We start from the raw sequence: 13,187 nt of genomic DNA on the forward strand, positions 1-13,187 counted from the left end.
GGTGAAGATCAAACCCGCGGGTCAGGGCACGGTACTCCGCCCCGGCGGCGAAACCCCGCTCCTCAACCTGCTCCGCGAGAGTCCATTTCCTCTCCGCCGTGAACGGCGGAGCAACCACGGAGGAATCTGATGAATTCGGCCCAGGACTTCCGCGCGGCACGGGACTTCCTGCTCGGCCACCGCGAGGACTACGCGGCGGCGTACGAGGGATTCCGCTGGCCCCGCCCGGAGCGGTTCAACTGGGCGCTGGACTGGTTCGACGGGATCGCCGGGCGTGCCGGTGACCGTACCGCCCTGCACATCGTCGAGGAGGACGGCAGCGAGATCCGCCTGACCTTCGAGGAGCTGCGCCGCCGCTCCAACCGGGCCGCGAACTGGCTGCGCGAGCGGGGCGTACGGGCCGGTGACCGCATCGTGGTCATGCTCGGCAACCAGGCCGAGCTGTGGGAGACCGCGCTGGCCGCGATGAAGTTGCGCGCCGTGGTCATCCCGGCCACCCCGCTGCTCGGACCGCTCGACCTCGCCGACCGTATCGAGCGCGGCCGGGCGCGGCACGTGATCGTGCGGGCCGGGGACACCGGCAAGTTCGCGGATGTGGCCGGGGACTACACCCGGATCGCGGTCGGCGGCGCGCCCGAGGGCTGGCTCGCCTACGAGGACGCCGGGACCGCCGCCATCACGGTGAACGGTGCGGCGGGCGCCGCGGCCGACGGTGCCGGGGACGACGGCGCCACGGCCGACGGTGCCGGGGGCGACGGTGCCGGGAACGATGAGCCCTTCACCCCCGACGGTCCCACCCTCGCCACCGACCCCCTGATGCTGTACTTCACCTCCGGCACCACCGCCCGCCCCAAGCTGGTCGAGCACACCCACATCTCATACCCCATCGGACATCTGTCGACGATGTACTGGATCGGGGTCGAGCCGGGCGATGTCCACCTCAACATCTCCTCCCCCGGATGGGCCAAGCACGCCTGGTCCAATCTCTTCGCCCCCTGGAACGCCGAGGCCACGGTCTTCGTCCACAACTACACCCGGTTCGACGCCGCCCGGCTGATGGCCGAGATGGACCGCTGCGGGATCACCACCTTCTGTGCCCCGCCCACCGTCTGGCGGATGCTCATCCAGGCCGACCTCACCCAGCTGCGCACCCCGCCCCGGGAGGCCGTCGCCGCGGGCGAGCCGCTGAACCCCGAGGTCATCGAGCATGTGCGGCGCGCCTGGGGGGTCACCATCCGGGACGGCTTCGGCCAGACCGAGACGGCCGTCCAGGTGGCCAACACCCCCGGACAGCCGCTCAAGCCGGGTTCGATGGGTCGGCCCACCCCCGGGTTCCGGGTCGTCCTGCTCGATCCGGTCACCGGCCGGCCCGGTGAGGAGGGCGAGATCTGCCTCGACCTCACCGGCGCCGAGGGCCGCCCGGTCGGCCTGATGACCGGCTACGAGGGCGATGAGGAGCGCACCGCCGAGGCCACCGCGGGCGGCTACTACCGCACCGGGGACATCGGCTCGCGCGACGCCGACGGCTACATCACCTACATCGGCCGTGCCGACGACGTCTTCAAGGCGTCCGACTACAAGATCTCCCCGTTCGAGCTGGAGAGCGCGCTGCTGGAGCATGAGGCGGTGGCCGAGGCCGCCGTCGTCCCGGCTCCCGACCCGGTGCGGCTCGCCGTGCCGAAGGCGTACATCGTCCTCGCGGAGGGCTGGGAGCCCGGCCCGGACACGGCGAAGGCGCTGTTCGCGCACTCGCGGGCGGTGCTCGCGCCGTACAAGCGGATCCGCCGACTGGAGTTCGCCGACCTGCCCAAGACGGTTTCCGGGAAGATTCGCCGGATCGAGCTGCGTGAACGCACGGCACAGGGCGGCGGTATCGAGTTTCATGAGGAGATCTGATGACTGACGCTCATATGATGACCCACCCTCACGAACGTGAAGGCGTTCGTGACCGTGCCACCAAGGAGCTGCCATGACCGACCTGACGTCCGACCCACCAAGCCCAGCCGGGCTCTCCTACGCCAGTGGAGTCGGTGACCTCCCGCTGCTCGGCGACACCATCGGCGCCAACCTGGCCCGTACCGTCGAGCTGTACGGCGAGCGCGACGCGCTCGTCGACATCCCCTCCGGCCGCCGCTGGACCTACGCCGAGTTCGGCCGGTCGGTGGAGGAGGTCGCGCTCGGGCTGATGGCCAAGGGGGTCGCCAAGGGCGACCGGGTCGGCATCTGGGCCGTCAACTGCCCCGAATGGGTGCTGTTGCAGTACGCGACCGCCCGCATCGGCGCCATCATGGTCAATATCAACCCCGCATACCGCGTACACGAACTGCGGTATGTGCTCCAGCAGGCGGGCATCTCGGTCCTGGTCGCCTCCACCGAGCACAAGACCAGCGACTACCGCCGGATGGTCGAGCAGGTGCGCTCGGCCTGCTCCGCGCTGCGCGATGTCATCTACATCGGCGACCGGACCTGGGACATGCTGGTGCGCGCGGGAGCCGATGTCGCCCCCGGGCGGCTGGCCGAGCGCGAGGCCCGGATCGGCTGCGACGACGCGGTCAACATCCAGTACACCTCCGGCACCACCGGCTTCCCCAAGGGCGCCACCCTCTCCCACCACAGCATCCTCAACAACGGCTTCTTCGTGGGGGAGACGGTCCGCTACACCGCCCAGGACCGGATCTGTGTGCCGGTGCCCTTCTACCACTGCTTCGGCATGGTGATGGGCAACCTCGCGGCCACCACCCACGGCGCCTGCGTGGTCATCCCCGCCCCCACCTTCGACGCCGTCGCCACCCTCTCCGCCGTCGAACGGGAGCGCTGCACCTCGCTGTACGGCGTCCCCACCATGTTCATCGCCGAGCTGGCCCTGCCGGACTTCGCCACCTTCGACCTCAGCTCGCTGCGCACCGGCATCATGGCCGGATCGCCCTGCCCGGTGGAGGTGATGCGGCGGGTGGTCGACGAGATGCACATGGAGGAGGTGTCCATCTGCTACGGCATGACCGAGACCTCACCGGTCTCCACCCAGACCCGGCCCGATGACGAGCTCGTGCGCCGCACCTCGACGGTCGGCCGGGTGCTGCCGCATGTCGAGGTCAAGATCGTCGATCCGGCGACCGGGGCGACCGTGCCCCACGGCACCCGCGGTGAGCTGTGCACCCGCGGCTACTCGGTGATGCTCGGCTACTGGCAGGAGCCCGAGCGGACCGCCGAGGCGATCGACTCGGCGCGCTGGATGCACACCGGCGACCTCGCGGTGATGGACGGCGAGGGCTACGTCCAGATCGTGGGCCGGATCAAGGACATGATCGTCCGCGGTGGGGAGAACGTCTATCCGCGGGAGATCGAGGAGTTTCTGCACACCCACCCCAAGATCGCGGATGTGCAGGTCGTCGGCGTACCGGACGAGAAGTACGGCGAGGAGATCCTGGCCTGCGTCATCCTGCGCGAGGGCGCCAGGACCCTCACCCGCGACGAGCTCGCCCGCTTCTGCCGGGGCCGCCTCGCCCACTACAAGGTCCCCCGCTATCTGCGGCTCATGGACGCCTTCCCGATGACGGTCAGCGGCAAGGTCCGCAAGGTCGAGCTGCGTGAGACGGCCGCCCGGGAGCTGCTGCCCGAGACCCGGTCCGAGGCCGATCCGGCCAGATCGGAAACGCTTGCCGAGCGGGCCGAGCCCCAGGCCGCGCCCAGCTGATGAGATGCGGGCCCCTCTACCACAGCAGGGGCCCACACCCCGCGCCCCGGCCCTTCAGCCGGTCGCCGTCACTGAACGCCGGTCGGCAGACACGACTTCACCCCGGATCGCGCGCCGCGGCTGAAGTAGGAGACCCGCTGGGAGGCGTCGCCGTGGTCGGAGACATCGGTCCACGGCGTCCGGTCGGCGAGCGCGGTCAGGGCGTCCGCCAACTCCTCGGTGTCGCCGTCCTCGAAGGTGAGCGTCCCGTCCTGCGCGGCGCCGAAGAGGACCGCCCCGGCCAGGCAGTCGGCCTGCAGCTCACGGGCCAGGTCGACCAGTCCCGCGTCCAGCCGGTTCTGGACCGCGTGGCCCCACTCATGGGCGATCACCAGATAGACCCAGGCGTCGCCGCGCGCGTGGCCCCAGCGCATCAGATCCATGTCCCACGCTATGTAGTCGCCGTCCGGGCAGTACACCGCGTTGTCGTCCGGGAGGGGCGCACCGCCGCACACCGGGGTGCCGGGGGTGTCGCCGTCGTAGGCCCCCGCGACCCGGGGCGGCCCGTAGCCGCTGGTGAACAGCTGGGACCAGTGGGTCTGCCAGTAGGTATTGGTGACGGAGACCGCCGCCTGGATGTCCTCCTCCACGCTGCCTCCACCGTCGGGTCCGGCACCGGGGGTCGGCGCGGCGGGCGAGCTGGAGAGCGGTCCGGGCGCGGGCGAGGAGCGGCCCACCGCGGGCGAGGAGCTCTCCACCGCGGGCGAGGGCACATCGCCGCCCCCGCATCCGGTCACCAGGAGAAGGGTCAGGGCGGCGGCGAGAGCGGCGCATGACCTCGGGTACCACGGGACAGCCATCGTTCGGCCTCCGGCCGGTCGAGCGGATGGGGCGGGTGAACGGTGGAGGGCGGCCCCTCAAAGGAAGCGTTCCCCGGTCATGAGCACAAGGGCCGACCGGGTCAGCCGTCCGGCGGGCCCATCCGGATCAGTGCGTCCGCCGGGTCGTTGACGGGCTGTGGGGTGCCGGTGAGGTCCATGATGAACAGCGGCAGATGCAGCGCGTCGGCGCGCGTCCGCGCCTCCCGCGCGTAGCCCGCGAGCGAGAAGCAGACGCTCATCGCCGACTTGTGGAGCCCGTTGAGCCAGAGGCACTCGATGTCCCGCAGCCCGGTGGGGCGGGTGGTCGGATCGACCTGGGCCACCACGCCCGTCCCGTACAGGTCCACCCCGGAGACCGCCCGGTCCTCCGCGGGCCGCAGGCTGTGGAAGCCGAGCCACGTCAGATACTGCGCGGCGGCGGTGACCGCGTCCCGCGCGGTACGGATGGTGACCGGCCGGAAGGCCGGGCGCCGCACCACCGGGCCGCCGGTCCCGGCCGCCGCGCCCGCTCCGGCCGGGGGCGGCGCGGCGGCGACGGGAACGCGCACCACCGCGCCGCAGTCGCAGCCGAGCTCCGGCTGCGGCCAGTGGCCCTGGCGGCCGCAGGACGGGCAGTTCACCGCCACCCAGAGGTTCTCCCAGGTGCGGTGGCCGAACTCCTCCGGGCTGCCGTCGCGGAGCACGGGGAGGGTGACCGGGACGCCGCACGCACAGGGGAAGGCGGGCGGCGTGAACGACTGCTCGCGACGGCACGCGGGACAACGCACCGGCACGTTGTCTGTCATCGGGGCGCTCCGTGGACGGAAGGCGGATGCGGTATCGGTCCATGCTCCCCGAAGCGGGCCGCCGCGGGGAGGGACTTGGGCGTTCTGTCCCCCGTAGCGGGGGCGCCGTGTTAAGGCCTGTCGTCAAAGCGGGCGCCCTGCTCCCGACGCCTGGCACGGCACCCCCGGGCTACCGCTGGGCGGTGCCCCCTGCTCGCGGCCGGACGCACCCTTTGACGACAGACCCTGGGCGGGACGCAGTAGGTTGGCGGCGTGAGATTGAGGGTTGAGTTCACCACCGAACCGTTCGACCTCGACGAGGTGCCGCCGCACGCGGTGGCCGCCCGCGAGACCGTCCAGGCCGCCCCACTGGACGCGGTGGACGTCGGCCCCTTCGGCAATACGGCCGAGGGCGGGACCGAGGCCGTGCTCGAGGCCGTCGACCGGCTGCTGCGCAGCTCCCTCGAAGCCGGTGCCACCCGGATCTCGCTCCAGGTCAGCGTCCTCGGGGAGGCCGAGGCGTGAGCGTACCGGCCGACCACCCCTTCGCCGCCGCGGTGAAGCCGCTCGTCGACGCCATGGGCGGCGAGATGATCGCCCCCGACCGGGCCCGGGGCGACGATGTGGTGCTCTCCTGGGAGGGCCGTCCGGTTGTCGCCGTAAGGCTGCCGCATCTGTCGGACTCGCTCGACCGCATCCTGGCCGACCTCCAGCGCCGCCACGGCCCGCTCGCGGCCCTCGACCGCAAGACCAAGCAGTCCGTGGTCCGCCAGCTCGAGCAGCGCGGCGCGTTCTCCGTGCGCCATGGCGTCGAGACGGTCGCCGGGGCCCTCGGAGTGAGCCGCTTCACCGTCTACAACTACCTCAACCGCGAGAAGGGCGGGGACTGACCGCGCCCCGCTGCGCGCCCCTCCCACGGACCGGCGGCGGGCTCTCGTCACCTGGTTTTTTCAACAAACTGTTGACGTCCGGCGCGGGAGCCTCCTAGCTTGCGAGTGTGACTACCAGTGCACCGCCGGGGCTGGCCCGGTTCAACGCGGTGGACGACCGGGACGCCGCCGCGCTGCTGCGCGAGGTGTGCGCCAGCCGGGCCTGGGGCGCGGCGGTGGCGGCCGGGCGGCCGTACGCCACGGTCGCGGAGCTGCTCGACGCCGCCGACGCGGCCATGGCCGGGCTGACCGCCGCCGACCTGGCCGAGGCGGCGGCCGCGCATCCGCCCATAGGACGGCCGGCCCCGGGTGGCGCCGCCTCGGCGCGGGAGCAGAGCGGGGTACGGGACGCCGAGCGCGCGGAGCTGCTGGAGCTGAACCTCGCGTACCAGGAGCGCCACGGCCATGTGTTCCTGATCTGCGCCACCGGCCGGACCGGCGAGGAGATGCTGGCCGCGCTGCGCGAGCGGATCCACCACGACGCGGACACCGAGCGCGACATCGTCCGCACCGAACTGGGAAAGATCAACCGCATCCGGCTGACCCGGCTGACGGAAACGCTGACGGAAGACCGGGCGGAAACGCTGGCGGAAGACCGGGCGGAATCGCTGACGGGAACCCTGGAGGCCCCGCGGGCCCCGGCGGAAGGAGAGCGGTGATGGCGAGCGGCGCCACCTCGGTGTCCACCCACATCCTGGACACCAGCATCGGCCGCCCCGCCGTGGGCGTGGTCGTCGAGCTGTCCGTCCGCTCGGGACCCGGCGCGGAGTGGACGGCGCACGCCGACTCGCTCACCGACGCCGACGGGCGCTGCGCGGACCTGCCCGCACTCCCCGAGGGCACCACCCACGCACGGCTGCGCTTCGAGACCGGGCCGTATCTGACCCACGCCTTCTTCCCGGAGGTCGCGGTCGCCTTCGCCGTCGAGCCGGGTGAGCACTACCACGTACCGCTGCTGCTCACCCCGTTCGGCTACTCCGTCTACCGAGGGAGCTAGCACCGATGCCCACGCTCGGCCCGAACCAGTACGGCAAAGCCGAAACCCGCGTCGTCCGGGTGGTGCGCGACGGTGCCGTGCACCACCTCAAGGACCTCAATGTCTCGGTGGCGCTCTCCGGAGAGATGGACGCGGTCCACCTCTCCGGCAGCAACGCCAACGTTCTGCCGACCGACACCACCAAGAACACCGTGTACGCCTTCGCCAAGGAGCACGGCATCGACACGGCCGAGGAGTTCGGCATCCGGCTGGCCCGCCACTTCGTCACCGGTCAGGAGCCCATCCACCGCGCCCGCATACGCGTCGAGGAGTACGCCTGGGAGCGGATCGGGACGGCCGGGGGCGCCGAGCACTCCTTCGTCCGCCGCGGCCAGGAGGTCCGTACCGCCCAGATCACCTTCGACGGCGAGCGCTGGGAGGTGATCTCCGGGCTCACCGGACTCACCGTCCTGAACACCACGGACTCCGAGTTCTGGGGCTATGTGAAGGACCGGTACACCACGCTCCCGGAGGCGCGCGACCGGATCCTCGCCACCGATGTGCACGCCCGCTGGCGCTATGGCTGGAGCGAGGACACCCGGCCGATGCCGGACTGGGACCACGGCCACGCCGAGGCGCGCGGCCATCTGCTGAGCGCGTTCGCCGAGACCTACTCGCTCTCGCTCCAGCAGACGCTCTATCAGATGGGCGCGCGGGTGATCGAGCGCCGCCCGGATATCGACGAGATACGCCTCTCGCTGCCCAACAAGCATCACTTCCTGGTCGATCTGGAACCCTTCGGCCTCACCAACGACAACGAGGTCTACGTCGCCGCCGACCGGCCGTACGGGCTCATCGAGGCCACCGTGCTGCGGGACGGCGCCGAGCCCCGGATCCCCACCGACTGACCGATCCGGCACATCCCCACACCCATCCCCACCCATCCCCACCGACCGATACGACGGGAGGGCCACGCCCCGTGAACCGCATCGTCATCGAGAACTGCGCCGTCGCCACCGTGGACGCCCACGACACCGAGTACGCCTCCGGCCATGTCGTCGTGGCGGGCAACCGCGTCGAGTCGGTCGGCGAGGGACGCGCGCCCGAGGGTCTTGAGGGCGTCGTCCGCCGGGTCGACGGCACGGGGCATCTGGTCACCCCGGGCCTGGTCAACACCCACCACCACTTCTACCAGTGGCTCACCCGCGGCCTGGCCCAGGACAGCAACCTCTTCGACTGGCTGGTCGCGCTCTACCCCGTCTGGGCGCGGCTCGACGAGCCGATGGTCCGCGCGGCGGCCCGCGGCTCGCTCGCGATGATGGTGCGCGGCGGGGTCACCACCGCCATGGACCACCACTACGTCTTTCCGCGCGGCAGCGGCGATCTGCTGGGCGCCGAGATCCGCGCGGCACGCGAGCTGGGGGTGCGGTTCACCGCCGCCCGCGGCTCCATGGACCTCGGCACCTCCGACGGCGGGCTGCCGCCGGACTTCGCCGTGGAGTCCACGGCGGACGCGCTGGCCGCCACCGAGGCGGCCATCGACGCCCACCACGACCCGGCGTTCGACGCCATGCTGCGGATCGCGGTCGCGCCCTGCTCGCCCTTCTCCGTCTCCACCGAACTGCTCCGCGAGTCCGCGGCGCTGGCCCGCCGCAAGGGCGTACGGCTGCACACCCACGGCTCGGAGACGGTGGAGGAGGAGAAGTTCTGCCATGAGCGGTTCGGGATGGGGCCGACCGACTACTTCGAATCCACCGGCTGGCTGGGCGAGGACGTGTGGATGGCCCACTGCGTCCATATGAGCGACACCGACATCCGGGCGTTCGCCCGGACCGGCACCGGAGTGGCCCACTGCCCCTCGTCCAACGCCCGGCTCGCCGCCGGGATCGCCCGTGTCCCCGATCTGCTCGCCGCGGGCGTACCGGTGGGCCTCGGCGTGGACGGCACCGCCTCCAACGAATCCGGTGAGCTCCACGCCGAACTGCGCAACGCGCTGCTGATCAACCGGCTGGGCGGCCACCGCGAGAAGGCGCTGAACGTCCGCCAGGCGCTGCGCCTCGGCACCCACGGCGGGGCGCGGGTGCTCGGCCGCCAGGAGGAGATCGGCTCGCTGGAGCCGGGCAAACTGGCCGACCTGGTGCTGTGGAAGCTGGACGGCCTCGGCCACTCGTCCATCGCCGACCCGGTCGCGGCCCTCGTCCTCGGCGCCCCGGCCCCGGTGACCCTGTCCCTGGTGAACGGCGTCCCGGTGGTCGAGTCTGGCCGGCTGCTCACCGTGGACGAGGACCAGATCGCCCGGGAGGCGCGCACCGAGGCGCGGCGCCTGGCCCGTATCGCGGAAGACGACTGAGCGTTCGCGCCCCGTTGACGTCCGATCGTGGAGTGCGATCGCGGAGTGCGTCAGTCCAGCAGTTCGTACGCGGGCAGCGTCAGGAACTCGGTGTAGTTCTCGTCCAGCGCGACCTTCAGCAGCAGATCGTGCGCCTGGCTCCACCTGCCCGCGGCGAAGGCCACCTCACCGACCTCCTCGCGGATCGCCGTCAGCTCCTCGGCGGCGACCTTACGGACGCGATCGGCGGTGGCCTTCTCGCCGTTCTCGAAGACGATCCCCGCGTTGACCCACTGCCAGATCTGGGAGCGGGAGATCTCGGCGGTGGCCGCGTCCTCCATCAGATTGAAGATCGCGACGGCGCCCAGGCCGCGCAGCCACGCCTCGATATAGCGGATGCCGACCTGGACGGCGTTGCGCAGCCCCTGGTGGGTGGGGGTGGCGTCGAGCGAGGCGATGTCGATCAGCTCGGCCGCGGTGACGTGGACGTCCTCGCGCAGCCGGTCCTTCTGGTGCGGCCGGTCGCCGAGGACCGCGTCGAAGGAGGCGCGGGCCACCGGGACCAGATCGGGGTGGGCCACCCAGGAGCCGTCGAAGCCGTCGCCGGCCTCACGGTCCTTGTCGGCCTTGACCTTGTCGAACGCGACGGCGTTGACCTCGGGGTCGCGGCGCGAGGGGATGAAGGCCGCCATGCCGCCGATCGCGTGCGCGCCGCGCTTGTGGCAGGTGCGGACGAGCAGTTCGGTGTAGGCGCGCATGAACGGGGCGGTCATCGTGACCGCGTTGCGGTCCGGCAGGACGAAACCGGGGCCGCCGTCGCGGAAGTTCTTGACGATCGAGAAGAGGTAGTCCCAGCGGCCCGCGTTGAGCCCGGAGGCGTGGTCGCGGAGCTCGTAGAGGATCTCGTCCATCTCGTACGCCGCCGTGATCGTCTCGATCAGAACGGTGGCGCGGATCGTCCCTTGCGGAATGCCCAGGTGGTCCTGCGCGAAGATGAAGACGTCGTTCCAGAGCCGGGCCTCGAGGTGCGACTCGGTCTTGGAGAGGTAGAAGTACGGCCCCTGGCCCCGGGCGAGCAGCCGGCGGGCGTTGTGGAAGAAGTACAGCCCGAAGTCCACCAGGGCGCCGGGAACCGGGCGGCCGTCGGCGGCCCGCAGATGGCGCTCGTCGAGGTGCCAGCCGCGGGGCCGGGTGACGACGGTGGCCAGTGTGTCGTCGGGCCGCAGAGCGTAGCTCTTGCCCTCGGGGGAGGTGAAGTCGATCCGGCGCTCATAGGCGTCGATCAGGTTCAGCTGGCCGCCGATCACATTGGCCCAGGTCGGGGCGGAGGCGTCCTCGAAGTCGGCGAGCCAGACCTTGGCGCCCGAGTTGAGGGCGTTGATGGTCATCTTGCGGTCGGTGGGGCCGGTGATCTCCACCCGGCGGTCTTCGAGCGCGGGCGGGGCCGGGGCGACGCGCCAGTCCGGGTCGTCCCGGATGTGGGCGGTCTCCGGGAGGAAGTCCAGGGTGCTGGTGCGGGCGATCTCGGCACGGCGCTCCGCGCGGCGCGCGAGCAGCTCGTCCCGGCGCGGGGTGAAGCGGTGGTGGAGCTCGGCCAGGAAGGCCAGGGCCGGGTCGGTCAGCACCTCTCCCTGACGCTCCAGCGGCTTGGCGTCGACGATGGCCAGCGGGGACGGCGCTGGTGCGGACATGGGCTGTCACTCCTCGGGCGAGTCTGGGCTGGACGCTCGCAGCGCCTCTGCTTTGTGGATAGTAATTTCCTCATGGTGGAAGTTCAATGTTCTGTTGAACCGCTGTCTTGTCTGTCGGCGCCCCTCACTCCAGCAGCGTCAAGTCCTCGGGGGTGTCGATGTCGTCCGTACGGGCGATATTCGAGCAGTCGACGAGCGTGATCGCGGACTGATGCGCCCGCAGATAGGCGCGTGCCCCCCGGTCGCCCACCGCACTCGCCGTGATATCCGCCCACCGGTCCGCGCCGAACAGCACCGGATGCCCCCGCTCCCCGCCGTACGCGGCGGCCGCCAGGGTGGACGGCGAGCGGTACGCGGCCGCCACCCGCGCCACGGCCTCGGCGCCGATCCCGGGCTGGTCCACCAGTGCGACCAGCGCCGCCTTCGCGCCCGTACCGGCCAGTGAGGCGAGCCCGGCCCGCAGCGAGGAGCCCATGCCCTGCTCCCAGTCGGGGTTGTCCACCACGACGTACCCGTCCAGCCGGGCCCGCGCCCGTACGGTCCCGGCCGCGGCGCCCAGCACGATGTGCACCGGGGCGCAGCCGCCCTCCCGCAGCGCGTGCGCGGCGTGCTCCACCAGCGGCCGCCCCCGATGCGTCAAAAGTGCCTTCGGGCGCCCGCCCAGCCGCCGGCCGCCCCCGGCCGCCAGTACGATCCCGGCGACCTGCGCGGAGTCCTCCGTTGTGCGATCCATGGGCCCTGCTTACCGCACATCGGGGCGGCACGGGGGCTTCATCCCAGCCGGTCTGATTTTCGCTCTCCGTATAGCGCGTCGTGCACTGAGTGGCGTTAACTGATCCGCGGCCCCTTGTGTCCGAATCCACGCGAGGTGGAGGGTTGGGGCGGTCATGCGGAGAGGGGGCAGGCTCGTGCGAGAGGGCGCGAGGGGGAGAAGGGCAGTGTTGGCCAACGAAGGCGCGAGGCTCTGGGGTGAACCCGGCGCCTTGTCAGTGGAGGGCGCCGCAGTCGTGGAAGTCAGGCGAGAGGCGGGCACCGAGGACGATCCGAGGGCGGCCGAGCTGCGCCGTGCCGTGGCCCGGCTCAGGCGCGATCTGGCCGCTCACCCGGCGGAATTACCCGACCGGGCGATCGCGGACGACGAGTTGGCCGCACTGGACGCCATGGCCCGCACCGGCGCCCCGGAGCTGCACCGGCTGCGCCGCTCGCTGCTCCTCATCGCGGGCGCCCTGGGTTCGGTCAGCGCCCTGGGCCCCGCCCTGACGGGCGTCCGCGCGGCGATCGACCAGTTCGGCAGCGTGCCCCGGACGGGCATAGGGAGAGACTGAGCGGCCGGACAACGGGCACCGGGCACCGGGCACGGCTGACCCGGTCGGCCCGGCCCTGTCCGCGGCGGGCGGTCGTCCGGGGGGTCTCGCGCGCACCGGCCGTCAGGTGGTCCGGCTCGCGCCGGGTGGTGGCCGGGGGGACCCACTCGCGCCGGGCGGTGGCCCTACCGACCCTGCTCGTGCCGGGTGGTGGCCGGGCGTTCTCACCCGGTGCCCGGCGTCGCCCAGCGGTTTCGCCCGCGCTGGTCAGGTGACGCCTGCGGCGGGCTGCTCCCCTCCCCGCCCCTTCCCGAAACTGGGGCTCCGCCCCAGACCCCGGTTCGGGGCTCTGTCTCAGGCTGCGGGTCGGGGTTCTGTGCCGGGCTGCGGTTCGGGGTTCTGTGCCGGGCTGCGGGTCGGGGCTCTGTCCCGGACCTCGGTTCGGGGCTCTGTCTCAGGCTCCGGTTCGGGGTTCTGTGCCGGGCTGCGGGTCGGGGCTCCGCCCCAGGCCCCGGTTCGGGGCTCTGCCCCAGGCTCCGGGCCGGGGCTCTATCCCTGGCCCCGGATCGGGGCTCTGTCTCAGGCTCCGGGTCGGGGTTCTGTGCCGGGCTGCGGTTCGGGGCTCCGCCCCAGGCCCCGG

12 protein-coding genes and 1 pseudogene are annotated in these 13,187 nt (G+C 72.0%); 9 read left to right on the plus strand and 4 right to left on the minus strand.

Features of this window, described 5'->3' with window-relative positions; translation table 11 throughout:
* Positions 1 to 129: 129 nt before the first annotated feature.
* Together NP777_RS30365 and NP777_RS30370 are read left to right on the plus strand one after the other, a co-directional pair.
* The gene (locus NP777_RS30365; protein ID WP_305890295.1) at positions 130 to 1,896 is read left to right on the plus strand and encodes an AMP-binding protein; all 1,767 of its coding nucleotides are present in this window, start codon (positions 130 to 132) and stop codon (positions 1,894 to 1,896) included.
* Positions 1,897 to 1,969: 73 nt separating this feature from the next.
* Entirely contained in the window at positions 1,970 to 3,694 is a 1,725-nt protein-coding gene (locus tag NP777_RS30370; RefSeq protein WP_256653369.1) for an AMP-binding protein, read from the plus strand.
* A 68-nt stretch (positions 3,695 to 3,762) separates the two neighbouring features.
* On the opposite strand, the gene NP777_RS30375 is transcribed toward NP777_RS30370, so the two are convergent.
* Both NP777_RS30375 and NP777_RS30380 read right to left on the minus strand, forming a co-directional pair.
* Complete coding sequence (locus NP777_RS30375; RefSeq protein WP_256653370.1) at positions 3,763 to 4,533, minus strand: neutral zinc metallopeptidase; 771 nt, start codon at positions 4,531 to 4,533, stop codon at positions 3,763 to 3,765.
* A gap of 101 nt (positions 4,534 to 4,634) precedes the next feature.
* Positions 4,635 to 5,339: a hypothetical protein gene (locus NP777_RS30380; RefSeq protein ID WP_256653371.1), complete on the minus strand. Its 705-nt coding sequence runs from the start codon at positions 5,337 to 5,339 to the stop codon at positions 4,635 to 4,637.
* Between the two features lie 252 nt (positions 5,340 to 5,591).
* On the opposite strand from NP777_RS30380, the gene NP777_RS30385 reads away from it, so the two are divergent.
* From NP777_RS30385 to NP777_RS30410, 6 genes and pseudogenes are all read left to right on the plus strand, one after another.
* Entirely contained in the window at positions 5,592 to 5,843 is a 252-nt protein-coding gene (locus NP777_RS30385) for a hypothetical protein (RefSeq protein WP_037949323.1), read from the plus strand.
* The gene (locus NP777_RS30390; RefSeq protein ID WP_256653372.1) at positions 5,840 to 6,208 is read left to right on the plus strand and encodes a helix-turn-helix domain-containing protein; all 369 of its coding nucleotides are present in this window, start codon (positions 5,840 to 5,842) and stop codon (positions 6,206 to 6,208) included. The genes NP777_RS30385 and NP777_RS30390 overlap by 4 nt, the downstream gene beginning before the upstream one ends.
* A gap of 107 nt (positions 6,209 to 6,315) precedes the next feature.
* Positions 6,316 to 6,804, plus strand: a pseudogene (gene uraD, locus NP777_RS30395) (2-oxo-4-hydroxy-4-carboxy-5-ureidoimidazoline decarboxylase); the annotation flags it as partial.
* 101 nt (positions 6,805 to 6,905) lie between these two features.
* Positions 6,906 to 7,244, plus strand: coding sequence for a hydroxyisourate hydrolase (gene uraH / locus NP777_RS30400; RefSeq protein ID WP_256653373.1), 339 nt, complete (start codon positions 6,906 to 6,908; stop codon positions 7,242 to 7,244).
* A 5-nt stretch (positions 7,245 to 7,249) separates the two neighbouring features.
* A complete protein-coding gene (pucL, locus tag NP777_RS30405) occupies positions 7,250 to 8,131 on the plus strand; it encodes a factor-independent urate hydroxylase (RefSeq protein WP_256653374.1) in 882 nt (293 codons plus the stop codon).
* Between the two features lie 71 nt (positions 8,132 to 8,202).
* Positions 8,203 to 9,573 carry an 8-oxoguanine deaminase gene (locus NP777_RS30410; protein ID WP_256653375.1) on the plus strand — a complete coding sequence of 457 codons (1,371 nt, stop codon included), beginning with the start codon at positions 8,203 to 8,205 and terminating at the stop codon, positions 9,571 to 9,573.
* 50 nt (positions 9,574 to 9,623) lie between these two features.
* On the opposite strand, the gene aceB is transcribed toward NP777_RS30410, so the two are convergent.
* Positions 9,624 to 11,243, minus strand: coding sequence for a malate synthase A (gene aceB, locus NP777_RS30415; protein WP_256653376.1), 1,620 nt, complete (start codon positions 11,241 to 11,243; stop codon positions 9,624 to 9,626).
* 124 nt (positions 11,244 to 11,367) lie between these two features.
* The gene (locus tag NP777_RS30420; RefSeq protein WP_256653377.1) at positions 11,368 to 11,976 is read right to left on the minus strand and encodes a nucleotidyltransferase family protein; all 609 of its coding nucleotides are present in this window, start codon (positions 11,974 to 11,976) and stop codon (positions 11,368 to 11,370) included.
* Between the two features lie 205 nt (positions 11,977 to 12,181).
* On the opposite strand from NP777_RS30420, the gene NP777_RS30425 reads away from it, so the two are divergent.
* On the plus strand, positions 12,182 to 12,568 hold the full coding sequence (locus NP777_RS30425; protein ID WP_308405257.1) for a DUF5955 family protein: 387 nt from the start codon (positions 12,182 to 12,184) through the stop codon (positions 12,566 to 12,568).
* Positions 12,569 to 13,187 lie beyond the last annotated feature (619 nt).

Source organism: Streptomyces rugosispiralis, assembly GCF_024505145.1.
GTDB classification, from domain to species: Bacteria; Actinomycetota; Actinomycetes; order Streptomycetales; family Streptomycetaceae; genus Streptomyces; species Streptomyces rugosispiralis.

Bases quoted from the DNA above. Each gene is read 5' to 3' on its own strand.
- NP777_RS30365 (WP_305890295.1), top strand. From the start codon at position 130: ATGAATTCGGCCCAGGACTTCCGCGCGGCACGGGACTTCCTGCTCGGC.
- NP777_RS30370 (WP_256653369.1), top strand. From the start codon at position 1,970: ATGACCGACCTGACGTCCGACCCACCAAGCCCAGCCGGGCTCTCCTAC.
- NP777_RS30375 (WP_256653370.1), bottom strand. From the start codon at position 4,533: ATGGCTGTCCCGTGGTACCCGAGGTCATGCGCCGCTCTCGCCGCCGCC.
- NP777_RS30380 (WP_256653371.1), bottom strand. From the start codon at position 5,339: ATGACAGACAACGTGCCGGTGCGTTGTCCCGCGTGCCGTCGCGAGCAG.
- uraH (WP_256653373.1), top strand. From the start codon at position 6,906: ATGGCGAGCGGCGCCACCTCGGTGTCCACCCACATCCTGGACACCAGC.
- pucL (WP_256653374.1), top strand. From the start codon at position 7,250: ATGCCCACGCTCGGCCCGAACCAGTACGGCAAAGCCGAAACCCGCGTC.
- aceB (WP_256653376.1), bottom strand. From the start codon at position 11,243: ATGTCCGCACCAGCGCCGTCCCCGCTGGCCATCGTCGACGCCAAGCCG.
- NP777_RS30420 (WP_256653377.1), bottom strand. From the start codon at position 11,976: ATGGATCGCACAACGGAGGACTCCGCGCAGGTCGCCGGGATCGTACTG.